The organism is Chryseobacterium sp. PCH239 (assembly GCF_018924625.1).
Classification (GTDB): Bacteria; Bacteroidota; Bacteroidia; order Flavobacteriales; family Weeksellaceae; genus Chryseobacterium; species Chryseobacterium cucumeris.
The window spans coordinates 367456-389126 of sequence record NZ_CP073027.1; the positions used below are offsets into that span (position 1 = coordinate 367456).

The 21671-nt window shown below is 37.6% G+C and carries 21 protein-coding genes; 8 read left to right on the forward strand and 13 right to left on the reverse strand.

Annotated elements, in window-relative coordinates; translation table 11 throughout:
* Positions 1 to 180 precede the first annotated feature (180 nt).
* From cphA to KBP46_RS01820, 4 genes are all read left to right on the forward strand, one after another.
* A complete protein-coding gene (cphA, locus tag KBP46_RS01805) occupies positions 181 to 2811 on the forward strand; it encodes a cyanophycin synthetase (protein ID WP_216444482.1) in 2631 nt (876 codons plus the stop codon).
* A 396-nt stretch (positions 2812 to 3207) separates the two neighbouring features.
* Complete coding sequence (locus tag KBP46_RS01810) at positions 3208 to 3357, forward strand: hypothetical protein (RefSeq protein WP_157885777.1); 150 nt, start codon at positions 3208 to 3210, stop codon at positions 3355 to 3357.
* A gap of 228 nt (positions 3358 to 3585) precedes the next feature.
* Entirely contained in the window at positions 3586 to 3999 is a 414-nt protein-coding gene (locus tag KBP46_RS01815) for an N-acetylmuramoyl-L-alanine amidase (protein WP_253297156.1), read from the forward strand.
* A gap of 98 nt (positions 4000 to 4097) precedes the next feature.
* Complete coding sequence (locus KBP46_RS01820; protein ID WP_216444484.1) at positions 4098 to 4481, forward strand: hypothetical protein; 384 nt, start codon at positions 4098 to 4100, stop codon at positions 4479 to 4481.
* Positions 4482 to 4512: 31 nt separating this feature from the next.
* Here KBP46_RS01820 and KBP46_RS01825 read toward each other — a convergent pair whose 3' ends face one another.
* The 13 genes from KBP46_RS01825 to KBP46_RS01885 all read right to left on the reverse strand — a co-directional run bounded on the left by KBP46_RS01825 (position 4513) and on the right by KBP46_RS01885 (position 16222).
* On the reverse strand, positions 4513 to 4752 hold the full coding sequence (locus tag KBP46_RS01825; protein WP_216444485.1) for a hypothetical protein: 240 nt from the start codon (positions 4750 to 4752) through the stop codon (positions 4513 to 4515).
* A 103-nt stretch (positions 4753 to 4855) separates the two neighbouring features.
* On the reverse strand, positions 4856 to 5146 hold the full coding sequence (locus KBP46_RS01830; protein WP_216444486.1) for a hypothetical protein: 291 nt from the start codon (positions 5144 to 5146) through the stop codon (positions 4856 to 4858).
* On the reverse strand, positions 5143 to 6072 hold the full coding sequence (locus tag KBP46_RS01835; protein WP_216444487.1) for a hypothetical protein: 930 nt from the start codon (positions 6070 to 6072) through the stop codon (positions 5143 to 5145). Before KBP46_RS01835 ends, KBP46_RS01830 begins: the two co-directional genes overlap by 4 nt.
* A 230-nt stretch (positions 6073 to 6302) precedes the next feature.
* Positions 6303 to 6761 (reverse strand): hypothetical protein, encoded by a 459-nt coding sequence (locus tag KBP46_RS01840; RefSeq protein ID WP_062675078.1) that lies wholly within the window; start codon positions 6759 to 6761, stop codon positions 6303 to 6305.
* A 23-nt stretch (positions 6762 to 6784) separates the two neighbouring features.
* Entirely contained in the window at positions 6785 to 7963 is a 1179-nt protein-coding gene (locus KBP46_RS01845; protein ID WP_062675077.1) for a hypothetical protein, read from the reverse strand.
* Between the two features lie 226 nt (positions 7964 to 8189).
* The gene (locus tag KBP46_RS01850; RefSeq protein WP_216444488.1) at positions 8190 to 9023 is read right to left on the reverse strand and encodes a type 1 glutamine amidotransferase; all 834 of its coding nucleotides are present in this window, start codon (positions 9021 to 9023) and stop codon (positions 8190 to 8192) included.
* A gap of 32 nt (positions 9024 to 9055) precedes the next feature.
* Entirely contained in the window at positions 9056 to 10177 is a 1122-nt protein-coding gene (locus KBP46_RS01855; protein ID WP_216444489.1) for a carboxylate-amine ligase, read from the reverse strand.
* Between the two features lie 31 nt (positions 10178 to 10208).
* Positions 10209 to 11162 (reverse strand): RimK family alpha-L-glutamate ligase, encoded by a 954-nt coding sequence (locus tag KBP46_RS01860; protein WP_062675074.1) that lies wholly within the window; start codon positions 11160 to 11162, stop codon positions 10209 to 10211.
* A gap of 53 nt (positions 11163 to 11215) precedes the next feature.
* Positions 11216 to 11929, reverse strand: coding sequence for an alpha/beta hydrolase-fold protein (locus tag KBP46_RS01865; RefSeq protein WP_120231385.1), 714 nt, complete (start codon positions 11927 to 11929; stop codon positions 11216 to 11218).
* A gap of 27 nt (positions 11930 to 11956) precedes the next feature.
* The gene (locus tag KBP46_RS01870) at positions 11957 to 12235 is read right to left on the reverse strand and encodes a hypothetical protein (RefSeq protein ID WP_062675072.1); all 279 of its coding nucleotides are present in this window, start codon (positions 12233 to 12235) and stop codon (positions 11957 to 11959) included.
* A gap of 2 nt (positions 12236 to 12237) precedes the next feature.
* On the reverse strand, positions 12238 to 13452 hold the full coding sequence (locus KBP46_RS01875) for an acetyl-CoA carboxylase biotin carboxylase subunit family protein (protein WP_216444490.1): 1215 nt from the start codon (positions 13450 to 13452) through the stop codon (positions 12238 to 12240).
* A 141-nt stretch (positions 13453 to 13593) separates the two neighbouring features.
* Positions 13594 to 15009: a leucyl aminopeptidase family protein gene (locus KBP46_RS01880; RefSeq protein WP_216444491.1), complete on the reverse strand. Its 1416-nt coding sequence runs from the start codon at positions 15007 to 15009 to the stop codon at positions 13594 to 13596.
* A 91-nt stretch (positions 15010 to 15100) separates the two neighbouring features.
* Complete coding sequence (locus tag KBP46_RS01885) at positions 15101 to 16222, reverse strand: alpha/beta hydrolase (protein ID WP_216444492.1); 1122 nt, start codon at positions 16220 to 16222, stop codon at positions 15101 to 15103.
* A gap of 199 nt (positions 16223 to 16421) precedes the next feature.
* On the opposite strand from KBP46_RS01885, the gene glgB reads away from it, so the two are divergent.
* The 4 genes from glgB to KBP46_RS01905 are packed head-to-tail and all read left to right on the forward strand — an operon-like array spanning position 16422 to position 21602.
* Positions 16422 to 18368: a 1,4-alpha-glucan branching protein GlgB gene (glgB, locus tag KBP46_RS01890; RefSeq protein ID WP_216444493.1), complete on the forward strand. Its 1947-nt coding sequence runs from the start codon at positions 16422 to 16424 to the stop codon at positions 18366 to 18368.
* A gap of 3 nt (positions 18369 to 18371) precedes the next feature.
* Complete coding sequence (locus KBP46_RS01895; protein WP_216444494.1) at positions 18372 to 19778, forward strand: glycogen synthase; 1407 nt, start codon at positions 18372 to 18374, stop codon at positions 19776 to 19778.
* Positions 19779 to 19782: 4 nt separating this feature from the next.
* The gene (locus tag KBP46_RS01900) at positions 19783 to 20319 is read left to right on the forward strand and encodes a hypothetical protein (protein ID WP_216444495.1); all 537 of its coding nucleotides are present in this window, start codon (positions 19783 to 19785) and stop codon (positions 20317 to 20319) included.
* A gap of 14 nt (positions 20320 to 20333) precedes the next feature.
* Positions 20334 to 21602, forward strand: coding sequence for a glucose-1-phosphate adenylyltransferase (locus KBP46_RS01905; RefSeq protein ID WP_062675062.1), 1269 nt, complete (start codon positions 20334 to 20336; stop codon positions 21600 to 21602).
* The last annotated feature ends 69 nt before the right edge of the window (positions 21603 to 21671 follow it).

A 21671-nucleotide genomic window follows, 5' to 3' on the forward strand; every position in this document is an offset into this window, starting at 1 on the left:
AATTAACATTCTTTGGCGAAATTCATGCCATCTTTAGTTGATTTTTAATGTTTTAAGAATGTTAATTAAAATTAATTTTTTTTTAACGAATCTTTAAATGTGGTATAGTTTCGTTTAGGGTTTTGCATTATCTTTGGTTTTGAAAGGAGTTATTGTTAACTGTTAAAATGCCAATAGACTATGAAAATCGAAAAGATTCAGGCACTAAGAGGTCCTAACATCTGGAGCATCAGAAGAAAGAAACTGATACAGATGAGGTTGGACTTAGAAGAAATGGAGAATTATCCTACCAATAAAATCGAAGGATTTCGGGAAAGGATTGAAAAATTAATCCCATCATTGATGACGCACCGATGCTCGGAAGGAGTGGAAGGAGGTTTTTTCCATAGAGTGGAAACAGGAACCTGGATGGGACATGTCATTGAGCATATCGCTTTGGAAATACAGACCCTGGCAGGAATGGATGTAGGGTTTGGAAGAACCCGTGAAACAAAAACTCCCGGAGTATATAATGTAGTATTTAATTATATCGAAGAAAATGCAGGAATTTATGCTGCAGAAGAATCTGTAAAAATTGCAGAAGCACTGATTGAAGGCAAAGATTATGATTTGAATGCATGTATTCATAGATTAAAAGAAATCAGGGAGCGTGTACGTCTTGGACCTTCTACCGGAAGTATTGTTGAAGAAGCTGCGTCCAGAAGAATTCCATGGATAAGACTGGGAACAAACTCATTGGTTCAGCTTGGTTATGGAGTGAACCAACAAAGATTTCAGGCTACAATTACCGGAAAAACAAGTTCTATTGCGGTAGATATTGCCTGTAATAAAGAATTAACCAAAAGAATGCTTCACGATGCAGCTATTCCCGTACCGATTGGAGATTTGGTAGTAGATGAAGAAGATTTAAACGCGGTGATCAGAAAAATCGGATATCCCATTGTTATTAAACCTCTGGATGGAAACCATGGAAAAGGTTCTTCCATTAATGTGAACGATTGGGAAGCCGCCAGAACAGGCCTTGAACATGCTCAGAAATATTCAAGAAAAGTAATTGTTGAGAAATATATCACAGGCTACGACTTCCGTATACTGGTGATCAATAATAAAATGGTGGCCGCTGCAAGGAGAGTCCCTGCCCATGTTGTAGGCGATGGAGAACTGAACCTTCAGCAGCTTATTGAAAAAGAAAACAAAGACCCTAGAAGAGGCTATGGCCATGAAAATGTCCTTACTGAAATTGAAGTGGATAAAGACACTTTAGAACTACTAGATAAGCTTCAGTACACGCTGGAAACGGTTCCTCAAAGGGGAGAAGTGGTTTACCTGAAATCAACAGCCAATCTTTCAACAGGAGGAACGTCCATTGATGTAACAGATATGGTACACCCGGAAAATATCACAATGGCTGAAAGAATTTCTAAAATTATCGGATTGGATGTCTGTGGGATTGACGTAATGGCAGAAAACCTTACCCAGCCTTTAAAGGAAAGTGGCGGCGCCATCATTGAAGTTAATGCAGCACCTGGATTCAGAATGCATCTTGCTCCAAGTGAAGGTCTGCCAAGAAACGTGGCTGCTCCGGTGGTTGATATGCTCTATCCTCAGGGAAAACCTTTTACCATTCCCATCATTGCGGTAACAGGAACCAATGGAAAAACCACCACCACAAGGCTTATTTCTCACATTGTAAAAAGCAATGGGTACAGAGTAGGATTTACGACTTCGGACGGAATTTATATTCAAAATACCATGCTGTCAAAAGGAGATACTACAGGGCCGCTTTCTGCAGAATTTATTCTGAAAGACCCTACCGTAGAATTTGCCGTTCTGGAGACAGCCAGAGGAGGAATTTTACGTTCCGGACTTGGTTTTTCTCAATGCGATATCGGGGTTCTGACCAATATTGAAGAAGATCATTTGGGAATGAATGATATTCACAGTCTGAAGGATCTTACCAAAGTAAAGCGTGTAGTACTGGATAGCGTGAAAAAGAGCGGCTGGAGTGTTTTGAATGCCGATAATGAATATTCCATGAAGATTGTGAGTGATCTCGATTCTAATGTGGCTATTTTCAGTATGGATGAAAACAATCCTCATATTGTAAAATTTGCTAAAGAAGGAAAGATAACCTGTGTATATGAGGAAGGTTTTGTAACCATCAAAAAAGGAGACTGGAAGATCAGAATAGGAAAAGCCAAAGACTTCCCGATTACGATGGAAGGAAAGGCCAGGTTTATGATTGAAAACGTATTGGCAGCCAGTTTGGCGAGTTACCTTTACGGATTCGGGATTGAGGATATTTCCAATTCTTTGAGAACCTTTATTCCAAGTGCCCAGCTGACACCGGGAAGACTGAATGTTTTTAAATTCAAAAACTTTAAAGTTCTGATCGACTTTGCCCATAATCCTTCAGGATACGAAGCCATTGAAGATTATCTGAAAAACATAGAATCTACAAAGAAAATCGGTATTATATCCGGTGTCGGAGACCGAAGAGACAATGATATCAGAGAATGCGGAAAAATTGCCGGAAGAATGTTTGATTATATCATCATCCGAAATGAGAAACATCTTCGTGGAAGAACGGAAGAGGAAATCAACGGATTGATTATTGATGGGATTAATGCTGCAGGCAGAGACGTTAGTTATGAGATTATTCCTAAAGAGATTGAAGCTTTAAAGCATGCAATAGGTATGGCAGAAGAAGGAACATTTATCACGGCTTTAAGTGATGTTATTTCCAATGCCATTGATCTGGTTCAGGAATACCAGGCCAGGGAATTGCTGGAAGACGATAAAAACGTGTAAAGACATCTTTATAGAACTTATTACAATTGCAATACGGAATAAAAACGTATTGCAATTTTTTTATCTATTCTGCTGTAGCAGATCGAAGTTTGTTTGATTAAAAATAGAGGCTATGTCTGCGATGACTACTGTACAAACAATTAAAAGTTAATCCTTACGGTTTCCCGTAGAGTATACCTACAGTCTCTCCGTATATTTACAGCGTTTGTATAAACTAAAAGTACAAGTCAAGTTTTTTTAATGTCCTCCTGTTTGGGAGGATTTTTTATTTGGTGTATTCAACAGTTATTTTTAAACCTTCTTTGTTTACGGAAATCCGTAAAGATTATTTTTTTATGTTAAATCTCCAAATGGAGAATATTTTATATATTTAATTTCTAAACTAAAATCAAAACCATGAAAAATTTAAAGAAAATCTCTAAGGAGAAATTAAGAGGTATTAACGGAAAAGGAGGATGTCCTCCAGGCTGGCATGATTGCCCGGTGCCATGGAATGAAAAAGTTTGCATTCCGCATGATAATGAAATGGCATGTCCCGATTTATAAAAAACGATCCCTCACTAAGAGGGATTTTTTGTTCTTATATTTCAAAATTTAAACATTCGCGCCCAAACTTAATGGACTTCGTCCTGAGATATATTGTTTTCTAAATAATTTTTATCAGCTTTCCCTGGTTTTCAGCTGTCTTGCCTGTCAATTTTAAATAGGGTGTTTTTCCTTCACTATTTTGGGAGTTACAAGTTTAATTTTGCTCAAAATAATAAAATGAAATCCATGAGAACAATCAATTACATCGTTATACATTGTACAGCCACACAACCAGATGTTACAATAGAGAGCATTAAAAGGTATTGGAAGGAAAACCTGAAATGGAAAAATCCAGGATATCACTATATGATAAAAGCGGATGGAAAAATAGTAAACACTTTGCCCATTGATCAGGTATCCAATGGCGTTGCAGGGTGGAATTCCCAGATTATCAATATATCATACATCGGAGGCATTGATAAAAGCAACCATCCAAAAGATACAAGAACGGAAGAACAAAAAAAGTCTATTGTAAAGCTACTAAGAGAATTAAAATCAATATTTCCTAAAGCTAAAATTCAGGGACATAGAGATTTTCCCAATGTTCATAAAGCTTGTCCAAGTTTTGATGCTAAGAAAGAATATGCTGGTTTATCATAAGGTGAAGTACTGCAAGACCGTTTTTTAATGATTCAGAGAATAAAAACCTGAAACATATTTGCTCTTAGCAAAATAGATCTCTATTTTTGTGCAAAAACATGTTGCCAGAAAATATAGCAAATTATATCGCAGGTTACGCTGCACTTTTATCAACTTTTCTAGGTGTCCGTGAAATATGGAAATTAAGACCTAGATTTGCTGTATCTACTTATTTTATTGGCGACCCAAATCAGGATGACGTTATCACTATTTACAATAAATCAACTAAGCCAGTCGTGATAAACTATTATTGTATTGAGAAAGATGGTAAAAAGCTTGACTTGGGAGAGGAAGGGGATTTTTACCTAATTACTATAGAACCTCATAAGTATTATAACATCAGGTTGAACGGATATTCAAAATTTAAGTGGACAGGTTCAATATATATTTATTTGTATTTGATAGATAAGAAGAAACCTATAAAACTTAGAATCAATAAATAAAAATTCCCCACTGTTAGGTGGGGATATTTTATTAGTAATTAAAGAATTCTGAAAACTTACTTTTTAGTAATTCTTCAATGAATCTTGAGTAAGCACTGTGGTTATTAGTATCAAATTCCGGCTCAAAATTGAATTGCCTTAATCCTGGTATATATGTCAGAGTTAACTTTGTAAACCCTCCATTATCAATGCTTTTTAAATATTCCATTAACTCTTCTATGCTGAAGCGGTCGTCTATAGATTCCCCCATTACAATGAATATTCTATCCATAATATTTTGTTTATACAAATATACGAAGAAAATCGGCTGGTTCATTTTAGGTGCGGGACATGAAGACCCCTGTCGTTAGACGAGGATATATCTTAATGTTATATCAATTTAGATCTCCCTGATCTTTAAGTATCTCTATGTATTTTTCTTTAGTTAGCGGACAATCGAAAAAATCTTCAGCTGTTTTTGTGCTCTGAAAACACAATTGTCTTTTAATCATCTGCATTAATGGAGTTGCATATTCAGTTTTGCCATGACTAAAATAAGTGTAAATGGAAGACTTTTTTCCATCGACCATAAGATAATAGAAGTTGTGATGATCTTTTTCAGGATTCAATTCAAAGCCTTTTTTCTTAAGAACTTTCATCAAGTCTTTAACCTTTCTTGCCTTCATTTTATTAATCGGATCATGGTTGTTAGTTTGTTTTTTAACTGAATTGCATCATTAGTTAAGTTTTCATCTTTTTCTTTCACATAATTTAAAACTAGAGAATAAAAAGTAAAATCAAAGGCATTTTCTGCTTCTTTTCGAGATTCTCCCCAAACTTCTATTTTAAGTTCTGGATAGGAAATAAAATATAAATCATCTTCATAATCAACTTGGCAAATGATAGTGTCATGAAAATATATTGTTTTCTCATTATACGTAACCTTATCCAAAGTGTAAGGATATGTTTCATGTGGTAATTCGGAACTATAAAGTATATCTTTGGTGGAAATATGATTTAGATCTGAAGTCTGTACAAAAACTTGAAATAGCTTACCATTATCCCTATTTACCTCTCGTTCCACTATTATTTTTTCCTTTCTTTCCTTGAAGTAAGTATTAAATGATTTACGAGGTCTTTTTACAGTCACTTCAAGTTCTGTACTCGTCTTTACTTTTAAATCGTACTTATTGCTTATTACAGAAAATATTGGTCCATAAATCGCCTGCAGTTCTTTTTTGGTAAATTCATTTCTTAATGCTAAAACATTAGAGTAATTATCTACATCAAGAGATAAAATGTCTGATTTATATTGATTAAAGAAAGACGTAGTATTATGGCTATTCGGGTTATAGGGGGCGATAGCACTATGGAAACTATTAAAATCCGTATCAACAATAAGTAATTGTGTTTCTTTTATTGTCGCACTGATTTCTTCTTCAGAATTGTTTTCTGATCTTAACTTGGCAGCTAAAAAAGACTTATAGGAATCAATATACGCTTTTAATACCTTAACTACATCTTCAACACTTGCAGCATGAACAGGGTTTTTGGGATCAATAGTGACCTCAAAAGCAATTTCACGTAGATTACTTAATTCCTTATCGTCCATATTTTAAATATACACATATTTATTGAGACAGCGAATATACAAATAAATAAATATCATAGTATTACGGTTTCCCGTAGGGTATGCTTGCAGTCTATCCGTATATTTACAATGTTTGTAAAAAAACATAGCGTACATGTCAATTTTTTATCCTCCTTCTTGGGGGATTTTTTATGTTTTGAGAGGTCTTCAGGAGTAAAAAATAAAACCTCCGATACTTCGGAGGTTTGTTTCTATAAGCTTTCCCAGGTTGTCTTTATGCTCTGCATTTTTTTAAGATAAAAATACAAAGGAATAAGTTCTAATCTGAGGGTAAAGCTGATTGATGGGTACATAAACGGAATAATGGCCATCATAATAAGGCAAACAGCAATCCCGATAATGGCATCTGCTATGGCAGCCTGTGGTGCCCATTTTTGTTCAAACCAAAGTCCGTAGGCTACAATACCTTTGAACAGGAACAAAGAACAGATCAAAAGCCCTGTCATTGAGTACGGATGATTGGCATTCATCCCGTATAATGATAAAGAGGTTTGAGTGATCAGAGACCCTGCTATCAATAAACCCGCAGCTACTGCGCCTCCGATTAAAAAGATCCATAGGAAAATTTTAATCCAGGTAGGTAATAAGTCTCTTCTTCGTGTTAAAACGTTGTTGTCAAATTCTGCGAAAGGTGTTGATCTTTCTTCCATGTAGTATTAGTTTTATAAGTTTTTTATCCGAAAAAAGCATTCGAACTACCAATCCAGATGGCATCTTTTTTATTGAAGTCTACATTCACCATGGCGGCTTTAGTCATTCTTCCCAGATTTTCCAATAGGATAGGGCGTTCGTCGTTTTCTCGCCAAATATACAACAAACGGATCTCTGCTTTTGCAAAATCTCCGTTGATATCTTCAAAAATAGGTTCATAGAACACTTTTCTCTGCAAAATATAGTTTTCCTTATCCTGAATAGAGTCGGTAATTTCTTTCGTAGGATTCAAATTAACTCCGCTTCCTGCGAATGAAAACAATGGTTTTAGTACAAAATTTTCAAGATTTTCATGCTCCGGGAATTCATGCAGAAAATAACTCTTTGGAACAAACTCATGCTTCAGTAAAGGCAAAAGGAACTTTGAAATTTTAAAGAACCAGTTTGGGTGGGTAATCCATTTTACATCCACTTCCTCGCGGAAATCAAATTCTGTATGCAGATCCGGAATATTGTCCAGTTCATCAAATATAACCCGGTTGTAGATCCTTTTGATTTCGGTTAGCTTACCATTATTTTCATAGTATAGCTTTCGCCCTTCCTTCTTTACTTTCGTCAGACATACCGTTTTGATGCCAATTAATTTTTCTGTGAAAGCAAAATCAATAGCTGTTTTTTGTCTTTCCGGAAAGATTTCAAGCAGGATTACATTTTCAGGATGTTCATCACCTACAATCAGTTCCTTCAAATAGTTTTTAAAGGTATCATGGGACATAGGATTTCTGATCTCCGAAAGAAAAGGATAAACCTCACAATAGGTCTCTTCATATACTTTTTGAAAAGCATACAAAGAAGGAAATGCCTGAAGCTCTATCAGCTGAGGTTCTATTGTTCCGTTTTCACTTTTGCATACTCCAAAATCTATGGTGAAAAAATGAGGTTGATGGGTATCATTGGGAACCCTGCAGTTTTCAGGAATGGCTTTTTGAAGGAGTTCTGCCGGCATTGCTTTAATTTGGCTGATGATACTTTCACTGGCATCGATCAGTTTTTTCTCAAACTCTTTAGTCAGAAAAATCGGGCTTTCTGAAACTCTGAAACCAGGTGCTGTTCCACCTTTTTCAGTCAGTATATTTTTGAGTTGATGGTATTTTTCATCTGAAAACTCCTGATTGAACTGTTTTCTGTATTCTGGGATCATATTTTTTTTCTTTTGTGATGGTAAAAAAAACGGACGTTTATGTCCAATTTGATTTTACCACAAAAGGCACAAAAGTTTTAGAATATAAAAGTTTATAATACACTTTTATAAAATACCTATTTAATTGGGAAATCTTTGATTTTCAAGAAAGCTTATGTGTTCTTCTCAACAGCTTTTATGATTGTAATACCCAAATCCCTTTTGTGACTTTTGTGGTTTGTATTGATTAAACCAAAGATTCAGCTTCTTTCAAAATGTTTTTTTTTGCAAACTGAAGGAATCTCGGAAGAATCTGATGTCTGGTAAGAATGATTTTATCTTCATCGTCTATTCTGTCTATCGTTTCAAGATACTTTTCCATCCCGAAATTTTCGATCATGGCTTCCTTGTTCTTTTCATCCTTCAGATTTTCGATCAGAGATTCAGGATTGGCTTCCGGGTGAAACTGTGTTCCGAATATCTCCTCCGAAAAACGAACGGCCATTACCGCTCTTTCCAGGTTGATATGAGGACGGAATTTTTCAATCGCCATGATGGTCATTCCCAATTCTTGGAAACGGTCGTGATCCGGTTCTATAAACTGGTAGGCCCTCGAATCTACCGCATAAAAAGGATCCTGAAGATTTTTGAATAAGAATTCTTCTTTACCTTCCTCTGTTTTATGAACAGGCATTACCCCGAAGGAATAAGACTTTCTTTTGCAGATATTCCCCAGATTCCAGTGAATACTTGCCAGCTGGAATGAATGGCAGATCAGGAAAAGGTACTTTTTATCTTCATGGTATTGATTATGCTCGAAAACAGCATCTAAAAAATTTGCAAAACGGTTTTCCCATGCAAGGCCTTCACGATGTGGGTTTCCGGGGCCACCGGAAGAAATGAAAATATCAAAGTCTTCTATTTCAGGTATTTCATCTTTATATCTTACATCAAACGTTTTGATCACCACATTTTCTTCAGAGTTCTGCTGAAAAGTTTCGGAAATTTCTTTAATATTTCTAAAACCTTGATTCACATGATTGTTGTTCATGTCCAGCAGAGCAATTCGAATATCTTTCATTACATCATATTTTTTGCAAAGTTACCAAAATATTATGAAGCAGGTTCACCATGGGTGATGCCATACTCCGTTTCAGAGATCATATAATCAACTACTTTCGTAAGATCACCTGTTTCCTTAAAGATCTGAAGCTGCCGGTCTGCACCGGTTCCGTTTTCAAGGATTTTCCAGACGTATTCCACTTCGTTACGGCATCCCAAATCGTCTACCACATCATCAATAAACTCTAAAAGCTCTTTCAATAAATGAGGATAAGGAACGGATTCTTCTTTCCCAAAATCGATGAGATGGGCTTCGATACCACTTTTGGAGGCACGCCATTTATTTTCGTTCAACAGGAGTCTTCTGTAGCTTCTGAAGCTGAGGTTTTGCTGGTGCAGTTTATAGATTTTGGCAACAAGACTCTGCATTATGGCCGCAAGACAAACAGTTTCATCAATTCTTAACGGCATGTCACAGATTCTGAATTCGATGGTTGGATAAAAAGGATGTACCCGTAAATCCCACCAGATTTTCTTGGCATTGTCGATGGTTCCTGTTTTTACCAGAAGATCTACATAGCTGTCAAATTCTGCCAGCGAGTTGAAATAACTTGGTATACCGGTTCTCGGGAATTTGACGAAAATTTCCTGTCTGTACGATTTAAAACCTGTATATCTTCCAATCCAGAAGGGTGAATTGGTCGAAAGAGCATAGACGTGAGGAAGGAAATATCTCATCACATTCTGAATTCTTACGCCTTCTTCACGATTAGGAATTCCAATATGAACATGCAGTCCGAAAATAAGATTTTCACGGGCCACATCTCCCATATCATCCACGATTTTAATGTATCTTTCTCCCTGAGTGATATTGTTTTCAGACCAGTGAGAGAATGGGTGAGTACCACCTCCGGAAACACGAAGTCCCTGTTCATGGGCGATATTGATGAGGTGACGCCTTAAATTCGTTAATTCAGCTCTGGCTTCCTGAATATTCTGGCAGATTCCTGTTTCCATTTCAATCATGGATTCGTGCATTTCATGTTTTAAATTTTCACTTAAAACCGCTTTGCCGCCTTCAATGATTTTTGAAACGTGAGAAACCAGATCCCTGCTTTCCACATCGATGATCTGATATTCTTCTTCAATTCCAATAGTAAACTGATGATGCATTTATTTTGTGTTTTTTAATTCTTTTTCAATGTTATTTAATGGAATCCTTCACGAATGTTCCCCAGGCAATGTTAGGTTTCCCCGGAACATATTCTTTAGCTTTTTCAATAGCCAGTTTGGCAGCATGTTCTATGATCCATGCAAAGTTTTCTTCTCCTACAGAATTGCGGTCTGCATCAGGAGCCGGGTTGCAGAAATCGATGGCATAAGGAATACCGTCTCTTACCGCAAATTCCACGGTGTTGAAATCGTATCCTAAAGCTTGATTCATTTTAATCGTATAATCATGAATAGTCTTCAGTAATTTTTCAAGTTCTTCACCTTGGGTCTGATGCGTGGTGGCGTATCTCAAGTGAGGTGCATTTCTCGGCTCATAAGGCATAATGTGGACATATTTTTGGCCCAGACAGTACACTCTGTAATAATCGTCAAAGATAATTTCTTCCTGTACCATCATCACCAGCTGCTCGGTTTCTCCCAGTTTGTTCCAAAGATCATCCGGGTTTTCCACTCTGTATACATTTTTCCAGCCGCCGCCATCATGAGGCTTCATATAGGCAGGAAACCCTACATAATTGAATATATATTCCCAGTCATGAGGAAATTTCAGGTTTCTGAATGAAGTTTCTGAAGTATTGTCCGGTCTTTCGTGTGATGGAAGCAAAACCGTTTTAGGAAGTGGAATTCCCAGTTTTGACATCAGGGCATTGTTGAAAAACTTCTCATCAGCACTCCACCAGAATGGATTGTTGATGACATAAGTGCCGTTAAGGGCAGCATTTTTTAAATAAGCTCTGTAAAAGGGAACGTCCTGTGAAATTCTGTCGATGATCACTGCATAACCATAATCTGCACCCTGTTCCAGTTTATCAATAGTAACGGGTTCAGCGATGATATCGCCACCTCCCATTTCATTTACTTTTTCTATAAATGCCCAGGGAAACGTGTCTTCCATACCGAAAAGAATTCCTACTTTTTTTGTCATAATTTTTGTTTTTAAGGTGGGTATATTTTTTCTATTTGTCTTTTTTATTGTTTTTAAGAGAAAAATGCTCCTATGAAGGTAGGGAAGACCATTCTCCATAGCGGCCAGTCGTGGCCTATCCATTTTCTTTCATCGTACCAGAAATCTATGCCTTTTATCCTGAGGATTTCAGCCATTTCAACATTTTTATCCCTGCAGATATCCTGATCGGAAGTGCTCAGTACAATATGCATGTGTTTATACTTCCAGGCTTCATCATTTCTTACAAACTCTCTCGGACAGTTAAAGTATACCAGATCATCAGAGTAGCCATCCATAAAATTCCTTATACTGAAGGCGCCGGAAAGACAAAACAGATGAGAAACCAAATCCGGAAATCTGAAAGCAAAATTAGCGGCATGATAGCCCCCGAAACTTGCTCCTGCAACGGCAACGCGGTGGGTTTTGTGAAGTTTTTGGATATAAGGAACGAATTCCTGGACCAGAAACTGTACATACCGTTCATAATTCCTTATTCTTTGCTGAGGCGAGATTTTTTCATCATAAAAACTCCAGCTGTCGATGGTCTGTACATTGTAAAGCTTTACTTTTCCCTGTTCTATAAACCAGTTGATACTTCCGTTAAGATGAAAATCATGATTCTGGGTATATTGTCCCTGGGAAGTTGGGAACATAATGATAGGATGGCCGTAATGCCCGGTCACTTCTACTTTGAGACTTGTTCCCAATATATTTGAATAATACTCTGTATGTTCTATGTGAGGCATTTTCCTTGTTTAGTTTTAATTTAGGTTTTATAGTAATTCATAAAATTCAATTCCTCCAAGTTGATCTTTTTCTAAAATATCCAGTACGTGTGTTCCTAATTTCGGATGTTCGAGGATTATATTTTCTTTAAAGATCCATTTTGATCCTGGTGTATTGGCATGAGTTGAGTCAACGAACTGATAATATGCTTTGCTGTGCCATTTTCCGGGACTTATGTTCTCTAAATTACATTTTAGGATGGAATCTTCGGGTAGGATGTATATTATGAATTCAATAACATTTTGAATGTCAATGTCAAGTTTCATTGTTAAGAACTCAATTTATTACCTTTCGGAGGCAGAATGTTCAGCATATCCGCATGAATCATTTCAGCAGCAGAATCCAGCCTGTCCTGTACAACAGAGGCGTCTCCGGATTTATAGACAATTCCGACATGATAGTCTATCGGAAGAAATTTGACAACTTCTTCGCATTCAAAACTGCTGTAATTCGGTTCTTTATCTTTAATCAGGGCAACGATCAGACCTGAATAATAGCCTGTGGGGGGAGAAACGCTGTAATCATTTCCTCTCAGAAGAGCATCTTCAATTTTCGCCCATTCTCTCCAGATATTGATACCACTCGATGCTTCAACCAGGTCCGGAATATGAGCCCCGCCAACCCTCGATGAAGTTTCAAGGAAGTACCATTTTCCGTCTTCTTTTCCCCGGATGAATTCTGTATGGGTGGCTCCGTTGACAAGTCCGAAGTTGGAAAGAACTCTGGCATTTATATCTTCCAGTGCTTTAAACTCTTCGGAATATCTTCCTAATGTTTTGGATCTGAAAACACCGCCTTCGTGAGAAACCTGCATCGGAGGAGCAAGATATTTTGAGGCAGAAGTAAAAACAATTTTTTTATTAAAAGTAAGGCTGTCTACATGGTAAACGTCTCCCGGCTTAAAGCTTTCCAGTAAAAAAAGATGACGTTCTTCTCCCAGTGTTTCCAAGGCTTCAAGAAGCTGTTCTTTGGAGGTTATTTTCTTAATGCCCGATGCTGATGCTTCAGACCTTGGTTTCAGTACCCATGGAGCAGGAACGCGGTCTGTAAATTCATCCACTTCATGATCATTGAAAACAGCGGTGAATTCAGGAACGCTGATCCCGGAATCCTTTGCTTTTTGCCTCATGGCAAGTTTATCTCTGAAATACCGGTGGGTTGTCTGTCCCATACCGGGAATACGGAAGGTCTCTCTGATTAATGCGGCTTTTTCAACATCATAATCATCCAAAGCCACCACAGCATCTACTTTTCTGGTCTTCATCAGGTGGGAAAATCCCTGAATGAGATGCTCTAGATTCCATACGGAAGGCTTGAGCTCGGGCATATAGAATGTTTCATCAATCGCGTGCCAAGGCCAGTTTTTTTCTTTGAGGTTTTCGGAGGTTACAAGGATGATTTTATTGCCGAGCTTCTTCATTTCGTCCATAAAATCGTAGCCTTTGTAATAGCATGAAATACACACAATAGTTTTCTTCTCCATATAATGTTTTTTAAGATTTAGTGAATTTTCAAAAATAAAAGCATTTATATATTATTTTATTAATATCAAAAAATAAAATATTGTGCGTTTTTGAAAATCCACTAATCAATTATACAGAGTTTTTTTGTAAAAAACTAATTTTTAGTGATAATTTTCAATTAAATTCACCAGGAGCTGAACACCGAAACCTGTTGCTGCTTTTTCTTTTGCATAACCCACACTTCCAAAGGCTACTCCTGCAATGTCCAGATGAGCCCATTTAGGGTGGTTTTCAATGAATTGCTCTAAGAATTTTGCGGCAATAATACAGTCTCCTACAGGTTTCAGAGAGATGTTTTTCATATCGGCCACATCAGACTGGATATCATCATTCCAAACATCCCATAAAGGAAGATTCCAAACCCTCTGATTGGTCTGGTCACCGGTTTTGATTAAGTTGTTTTTCAGTTCCTCGTTATTGGAGAACATAGCAGCACAGGTATCTCCGAACATTCTCACTGAGCTTCCCGTTAAGGTAGCCAAGTCAATAAGGAAATCAGTTTTGTAGTTTTTAGAAAGATAAGACAAACCATCTGCAAGAATTAATCTGCCTTCCGCATCAGTATCAAGTACTTCAATTGTTTTTCCGTTGTAGGCTGTAATCACATCACTTGGAAGCAGGGCCTTTTCAGAGACCGCATTATCAGTAATAGGGAGAACAGCGACGATGTTTACAGGAAGCTGCATTTCTGCGGCATAGATTAACGTTCCCAAAACAGCCGTTGCTCCGCCCATATCGGACTTCATATAATGCAGATTGGCAGAGCTTTTTATTGATATTCCTCCTGTGTCAAAGAGAATACATTTTCCTACCAGACCGAAAGTCTTGGCGTTTTTTGCTGTCGTTTTATATTCTAAAATAGTGAAAGCGGCATCGTAAGCACTTCCTTGATTCACAGAAAGATAAGCGCCTAATCCAAGTTCTTCACATTTCTTTCTGTTAAAAGCAGTGTATTTTAAGTCATATTTTTTAGCCAGATTTTTAAGGTATGCACTTAAGATATCCGGTTTTTTAAGATTGGCTGGTTTGTTAAGCCAGTCCTGGCAGGCAGTTTGCCCGTTAACCAATGCTTCTGCTTTCTGGCTGATATGATCTAATTTTTTCTGGCTTAAATTTTCAAAGTGCAATTCAAATTTCGTATTCCAGAAAGCGTGTTTTTTATCAAAAGGGTAGTTGTAAGTTCCTGTTAAAAGTCCTTTTACAAACTCCTCGAACTGCTTTTCATTCAGGAAGTCAGCAAGGGCTAATGTAGGTACGGCCAGCAGTTTTTCTTTCTGTGTCTGTGAAAATTTAGCCGCCACCTGCTGGATCTCGAAATTTTGTAAGGCGGATTTTCCTAATCCAATGAAATACGTAATTCCTTCTTCATGAGCATTGACAAAAACTTCATATTTCTTTCCGGTGAAAAAATTGGAAATGTTTTTGTTGAAATTTTTACTGGTTTTCGTCCATTCTTCCTCCGTAAACAGTTGGAAAACCTGAGTGTAATTTTTGTTTTTTTTATTGATTAGTTTCATAAATAGATGTTATAATTTCTAAATTCATAAAGAGTGCCGCCTTCATTTTGTCCCTGTCCGGCTTGCATTTTCTGCAGCAGTTTTTATGCATTTAGTTTCTGATGCTTTTTTGTTGTGGTTTTACTTCTACAGGATTTTCTGTGTTGTCATAGAACAGCCATTCTATAGCCCTTGGGAACTCCTGAGACCAGTAAAACTCATTGTGGGTGCCTTCAGGATTGATATTGGTTTTGAATTCAAAATCAAAAAGCTTTTTCTCTTCCCATCTTTTCAGATATTCTTCAAAAATATGAATTCTTTTGACCATTTTAGAACCTTCCTGGCCGCCGCCGTAGAGATAGATCTTCGTTTTAAACGGAACCCGGAAATTCATCATCGGAAAGTTGTTATTGGGTTCTACCCATAGAGAAGGTGAGAATATCAGTAGTTTGGAGTACACTTCAGGATAAAGAAATCCGCTGTATATACTGATCAATGCTCCCAATGAACTGCCTCCGATTCCGGTATTGTCACGGTCTTTTTTAGTTCTGTAATTTTCGTCCACAAAAGGCTTTAAAGTATCTGCAATAAAACGGATGTACTTTTTTCCTTCAGAACCGTTGGCTACATGATCATTATCAAAAATATACTCTTTGATTCTTTCCTCACTGCCATGTTCTATCGCAATGATGATAAGATCGCCGCGCCCGTATTCAGCAAGGATGGATAATTTTTTGTCGATTTCCCAATTCCCGAAACCGCTTCCTTCATTGAAAAGATTTTGTGCATCCTGAAGATATAAAACAGGATACCGTTTCTCTGTGTTGTGATAGTCGTAGGGAAGCAGTGCCCAAATCTTGCGGTAACGGTCAAGCTGCGGAATGTAAAAATTTTCGGAAATAACTTCTGCTATAGGATAATATTCTTCTTTGAACGGTCCCCAGTTCAGTCTCCATTTGTCTACAGAGTCGGACGTTTTACCAGCAGATTTTTTCGCTTTCCGGTTGGGAGTGATATTTCCATATTGATCCAGTTCTACGTTTTCCCAGCCTCCTTTTGTGAATTTGTATTCAATATCATCAGGAAGAAGCTGATCTTCGATTTCTATAAAATAACCGGAAGGATCAATTTGTTTAAGCTGGAAATTATAATCTTTGGGATTCCAGCTATTGAAATTTCCGGTAATAAATACCGGTCTGTCGTCTTTTTCTGCTGTATAAAGTTCAAACCTCATCGTTGTGTTTAATAAAATATTGATGTTAAATTTATAAAAAAGATTGTTTTGAAATCATAAAAAATGTGAGTTAAAAAATGATATATTTGATAGATAGACAAAACATGAAATGATCTTGATAATTATTTGATGAATAATTCATCGCTATTGTCAGTATTTTTCGTAGTTTCAGGGAAAATATAAATATAAACTGATCTTGATGAATTCTGTTAAGACCTACACGCTTTTCACCGATCATGATGTGTATCTTTTTAAAGAAGGTAGGCATTATAAGCTGTATGGTAAATTTGGAGCACATTCTGCAGAAAAAGAGGGCGTAAAAGGCGTATATTTTTCCGTATGGGCTCCTAACGCAAAGAAAGTTTCCGTGATCGGAAATTTTAACAACTGGAATCATAAAGATCATATTTTGTTTCCACGATGGGATGAATCCGGGATTTGGGAAGGATTTATTGAAGGGTTAACCTGGGGAACATTATATAAATATGCTATTGAAACGCAAGGAGGCGAAATTCTGGAAAAAAGTGATCCCTATGCGTTGAGCTGGGAACAGAATATTCAGGCGGCTTCACTGGTTTCCACCACCTGGTACGAATGGAATGATCAGGAGTGGATGGATAACCGCTGGAAAAAAAACAGGCTGGAAGCTCCGCTATCGGTATATGAATTACATTTAGGTTCCTGGGTAAGAGAAGAGGATCAGCCCCAGCGTTTTTTAAACTATAGGGATATTGCGAAAAAGCTCGTTCCTTACATCAAAGAAATGGGATTTACCCATGTAGAATTCATGCCCGTGATGGAATATCCTTACGAGCCGAGCTGGGGATATCAGATCACAGGTTTTTATGCAGCAACCTCGCGCTTTGGCTCACCACAGGATCTGATGTTTCTTATTGATGAACTTCATAACAATGACATAGGCGTTATTCTGGATTGGGTTCCGTCCCATTTTCCGGGAGATGCTAATGGACTTCACCGATTCGACGGTTCTTATCTGTATGAGCATGAAGATCCGAGAAAGGGTTTTCATCCGGATTGGAAATCGCATATTTTTAATTACGGAAGAAATGAAGTGAAATCCTTCCTGATTTCAAATGCCATGTTCTGGCTGGATCGTTATCATGCTGACGGATTGCGTGTGGATGCCGTGACTTCAATGCTTCATCTGGATTATTCAAGAAACGAAGGGGAGTGGGAACCTAATATATATGGAACCAATGTGAACCTGGAAGCGAAAGCCTTTCTACAGGAATTTAATACAGCTGTCTACAAAGAATTTGGAGATAATATCATCACCATCGCAGAAGAAAGTTCAGATTTTCCCATGCTTACAAAACCTGTTCATGACGGCGGTGTAGGATTCGGAATGAAATGGATGATGGGTTGGATGCATGATACACTGGATTATTTCAAAGAAGATTTTATTAACCGTAAATTTCATCATCATAAACTGACCTTCGCTTCCATGTATATGTATAATGAAAATTATATGATGCCTTTGTCACACGATGAAGTCGTACACGGAAAAGCAAGTCTTATTTATAAAATGAAAGGGGATGAATGGCAGAAATTTGCCAATCTCCGTACCCTGTATGTATATATGTATACCCATCCCGGAGCCAAGCTGCTTTTTATGGGCGATGAATTCGGGCAGACCAGTGAATGGAATTTTACAAGAAGCCTCGACTGGCATTTGCTGAGATATCCTGTTCATAAAGGAATGCAGGAAATGGTGAAGGAACTGAACCACTTGTACCGGTCAGAAACTGCCTTTTATGAAAATCAGTTTGATAGAAATGGTTTTGAATGGGTGGAAGCAGATGATCTGGAAAACTCGGTGTATGTCTACCTCAGAAAAGGAAAAAAGAAAGAAGATGTCCTGATGGTAGCTTTAAACCTGGCACCCAACGTCTTGGATTATAAAATCGGGATTCCTGCCGGCACCCACTGGGAAGTTGTTTTAAATTCCGATGATGAAAAGTACAGTGGAAGCGGAGTGGAGCCTGAAATCTTGGAAGAGAAGTATGAAGAATGGAGAGGATACACCAAAACAATGACCGTGAAGCTGCCGCCGTTGGCCGGAATAGTTTTACGTCAGAAGAAAGATAAAAAATATAAATTACACAGAATTAAACATAAGAGATAAAGAATGGTTGTTTATCATTTAAGTACAGAATGTTATCCCGTAGCAAAAGTAGGCGGTCTGGCAGATGTGGTGGGAGCGTTACCAAAATATCAGAATAAAATAGCAGGAGTAGAAGCCAGGGTGGTAATGCCGTGGTACAACAAATCCTTTGTATACGATCATGAATTTGATTTGGTTTTTGACGGATTTATTCATCAGGCAGCCAATATGCTGCAGGTTCAGATATTGAAAGAGAAGACAAATGTTCTGGGATTTGAACTGTATATGGTAAGAATTCCGGGATTATTAGACAGGGACAACCCTTATGGGTACCAGGATGAAAGCTTCCAGTTTCTGGCTTTCCAGCATGGCGTTCTGCATTGGCTTTCTGCGATGAAAATCCGTCCTGATGTACTGCATTGCCATGATTATCATACCGGTCTCGTTCCTTTTATGGTAGAAAACTGCTATGAATTTGAATTCTTAAAAGGAGTAAAAACAATAGGAACTATTCATAATGGCGAATATCAGGGCATGATGAGCTGGAGTATGGCACAGTATATGCCTTCTTTTGATGGGTACAAATGGGGACTGATGGATTGGAACGGACTGATGAATCCTCTGGCCAGCATGATTAAATGTGCTGATGCTTTTACCACTGTTTCGGAAGGATATCTTGAAGAACTCTTTATCAGCTTCCGCGGACTGGAAAGCCTCGTTCGTCAGGAATTCGGAAAGGCATATGGAATCATCAATGGTATTGACACAGAAGTCTGGAATCCTGAAACCGATCCAATGCTTGATTTTAATTTTAACAGTACCAATGCAGTCTCTCAAAAGAAAAAAAATAAAGAAAATCTCTGTAAAGAATATGGATTAAAACCTGAACTTCCTTTATTCGCCTTTATCGGAAGATTCGCAACAGAGAAAGGAGCAGATCTGCTGCCGGATGTTGTATGGAGAAGCATTAAGCAGAGTTATGGCGCTTTAAATATTATGATTCTCGGATCCGGGAACACCTATATAGAAAATAAACTGAAAGAATACGATTATACGTACACCAATTTTGCATTGGATCTCGGATATAAAGAGCATCTTTCCCATAAGATATATGCCTCGGCAGATTTTCTTCTGATGCCTTCAAGAGTAGAGCCATGCGGACTGAACCAGATGTATTCCATGAGATATGGGACCGTTCCTGTGGTAAGATATACAGGTGGGCTCAGAGATACGGTGGAAGATATTTCAACCGGTGGAGCAGGACTGAACTTTACTTATCCGGGTGTAGATGATGTTGTACATGCTATGAACAGGGCATTGGCGATTTATAATCAAAAAGGAGTTATGGAAGATCTTATCCATGCCAATATGAATTTTGATTTTGCATGGGAGAAATCTGCAGAAAAATACATAGCTTTATATAATAGCTGATAGAGTGAAGATTTTCGGATTTCTTTCTGTGATAATGTTTATGCTGTTTTCATGTAAAGAAGACAGAGGAAGCTATCATGGAGGTTATTATTGGATCTATGGCTACGGTCTTTCGGCAACGGAAAGGTATGAAGCGATGGCTGCTATTTCCGAAAAATGGAAAATAAAGTATTACTCTGTAGGTGGTTGTCTGGTAGAGCCTGACGAGATGAAGAGAATAGATGCTATTAATAAAAGGACTTATAATGCCATAGAAAGAAAATATGGGAAAGGCTGGAGAGAAAAGTATCGTAAAGATGTCGACGGCTTTGTAATGAAGAGTGCTGATGTGATGGATGTACTTATTACAAATCCGTTCTTCAGCAATGAACTTAAAAAATATAATATTGAAATCTATAACCTGGACAAAGAGGTTTTAGTATTGAATGATAAAGATGAGTTTCGGGTGACTGTTTATAAAAACGAACTCCAATATGAAAACAAAGAATGCTTTAAAGTAGCAGTAAACACTAAGAACAGAACAGTAAACTTAATAAAATAAAACGCAAGATATTTATGAATCGAAATGTAATCTCTATTGTTTTAGGAGGAGGCAGAGGAACAAGATTATTCCCGTTAACGTATACGAGATCCAAACCGGCTGTTCCTATTGCAGGAAAATACAGACTGGTAGATATTCCTATCTCAAACTGTCTGAACTCAGGATTGAATAAAATTCTGGTGTTAACGCAGTTTAATTCTGCTTCTCTCAATTCACATATTAAAAATTCTTATCACTTTGACATCTTCAGCAAAGGCTTCGTTGATATTCTTGCAGCCGAGCAGAATGTGGAAAATGACAGCTGGTATCAGGGAACAGCAGATGCTGTCCGCCAGTCGATGAAGCATCTTGAAAAATATGATTATGATTATATTCTGATTCTTTCAGGAGATCAGTTGTATCAGATGGATTTCAGGGAAATGCTCGACTTTCATATTGAAAACGGAGGTGATCTTACCATTGCTACCATTCCGGTTAATGCAAAAGATGCCACAGGTTTCGGGATCTTAAAATCTGATGATGAAGGAAATATCACTTCTTTTTATGAAAAACCGGATTTTGACACGCTGTCAGGCCTGAAATCTGAAGTTTCAGAAGAAAATAAACATACCGGAAAAGAGTTTCTGGCTTCCATGGGAATCTATATTTTCACTAAGAATATCCTTAAAAAGATGTTTGATGAAGGAGCTGGTGATGATTTCGGAAAAGATATCATTCCGAGTTCTATCGGAAAATACAAAACATTAAGCTATCAGTACGAAGGCTATTGGACGGATATCGGAACCATAGAGTCTTTCTACGAAGCGAATCTGGACCTTTGCCTGGATCTGCCACAGTTTAACCTTTTCTCTTCATCACCGATCTATACCAGAGCAAGAATGCTTCCACCGTCAAAAATCAATGGTTCCTATGTAAGTAAAGCCGTTTTTGGGGACGGATGTATCATCATGGCAGATAAAATTGAAAATTCCGTGATCGGAAACAGAACCAGAATTGACAAAGGAAGTACCATCGTAAACTCCTACGTTATGGGAGCGGATTTCTACCAAAACACAACGGAAATTGTTCTGAACGACAGAGGTGGCCGTCCTAATATGGGAATTGGAAAATACTGCTATATAGAAAAAGCAATCCTTGATAAAAACTGTTATATTGGAGACAATGTGAAAATCATCGGTGGAAAACATATTCCGGATGGTGATTATGGGACGTATTCCGTACAGGATGGGATTGTCGTAGTGAAGAAAGGAGCTGTGATTGCTCCGGGAACACACATCGGGTAAGAGAAAGGAAGTTGGATGCTGGAAGATGGAAGTTATTGAAGGGCGGAGTAACGCTACGAATCTTATCAT

Bases quoted from the DNA above. Each gene is read 5' to 3' on its own strand.
- KBP46_RS01820 (WP_216444484.1), top strand. From the start codon at position 4,098: ATGTTGCCAGAAAATATAGCAAATTATATCGCAGGTTACGCTGCACTT.
- KBP46_RS01845 (WP_062675077.1), bottom strand. From the start codon at position 7,963: ATGATCCCAGAATACAGAAAACAGTTCAATCAGGAGTTTTCAGATGAA.
- KBP46_RS01840 (WP_062675078.1), bottom strand. From the start codon at position 6,761: ATGGAAGAAAGATCAACACCTTTCGCAGAATTTGACAACAACGTTTTA.
- KBP46_RS01825 (WP_216444485.1), bottom strand. From the start codon at position 4,752: ATGGATAGAATATTCATTGTAATGGGGGAATCTATAGACGACCGCTTC.
- KBP46_RS01880 (WP_216444491.1), bottom strand. From the start codon at position 15,009: ATGAAACTAATCAATAAAAAAAACAAAAATTACACTCAGGTTTTCCAA.
- KBP46_RS01885 (WP_216444492.1), bottom strand. From the start codon at position 16,222: ATGAGGTTTGAACTTTATACAGCAGAAAAAGACGACAGACCGGTATTT.
- cphA (WP_216444482.1), top strand. From the start codon at position 181: ATGAAAATCGAAAAGATTCAGGCACTAAGAGGTCCTAACATCTGGAGC.
- KBP46_RS01905 (WP_062675062.1), top strand. From the start codon at position 20,334: ATGAATCGAAATGTAATCTCTATTGTTTTAGGAGGAGGCAGAGGAACA.
- KBP46_RS01835 (WP_216444487.1), bottom strand. From the start codon at position 6,072: ATGGACGATAAGGAATTAAGTAATCTACGTGAAATTGCTTTTGAGGTC.
- KBP46_RS01875 (WP_216444490.1), bottom strand. From the start codon at position 13,452: ATGGAGAAGAAAACTATTGTGTGTATTTCATGCTATTACAAAGGCTAC.
- KBP46_RS01830 (WP_216444486.1), bottom strand. From the start codon at position 5,146: ATGAAGGCAAGAAAGGTTAAAGACTTGATGAAAGTTCTTAAGAAAAAA.
- KBP46_RS01895 (WP_216444494.1), top strand. From the start codon at position 18,372: ATGGTTGTTTATCATTTAAGTACAGAATGTTATCCCGTAGCAAAAGTA.
- KBP46_RS01865 (WP_120231385.1), bottom strand. From the start codon at position 11,929: ATGCCTCACATAGAACATACAGAGTATTATTCAAATATATTGGGAACA.
- KBP46_RS01855 (WP_216444489.1), bottom strand. From the start codon at position 10,177: ATGCATCATCAGTTTACTATTGGAATTGAAGAAGAATATCAGATCATC.
- KBP46_RS01815 (WP_253297156.1), top strand. From the start codon at position 3,586: ATGAGAACAATCAATTACATCGTTATACATTGTACAGCCACACAACCA.
- glgB (WP_216444493.1), top strand. From the start codon at position 16,422: ATGAATTCTGTTAAGACCTACACGCTTTTCACCGATCATGATGTGTAT.
- KBP46_RS01850 (WP_216444488.1), bottom strand. From the start codon at position 9,023: ATGAAAGATATTCGAATTGCTCTGCTGGACATGAACAACAATCATGTG.
- KBP46_RS01870 (WP_062675072.1), bottom strand. From the start codon at position 12,235: ATGAAACTTGACATTGACATTCAAAATGTTATTGAATTCATAATATAC.
- KBP46_RS01860 (WP_062675074.1), bottom strand. From the start codon at position 11,162: ATGACAAAAAAAGTAGGAATTCTTTTCGGTATGGAAGACACGTTTCCC.
- KBP46_RS01810 (WP_157885777.1), top strand. From the start codon at position 3,208: ATGAAAAATTTAAAGAAAATCTCTAAGGAGAAATTAAGAGGTATTAAC.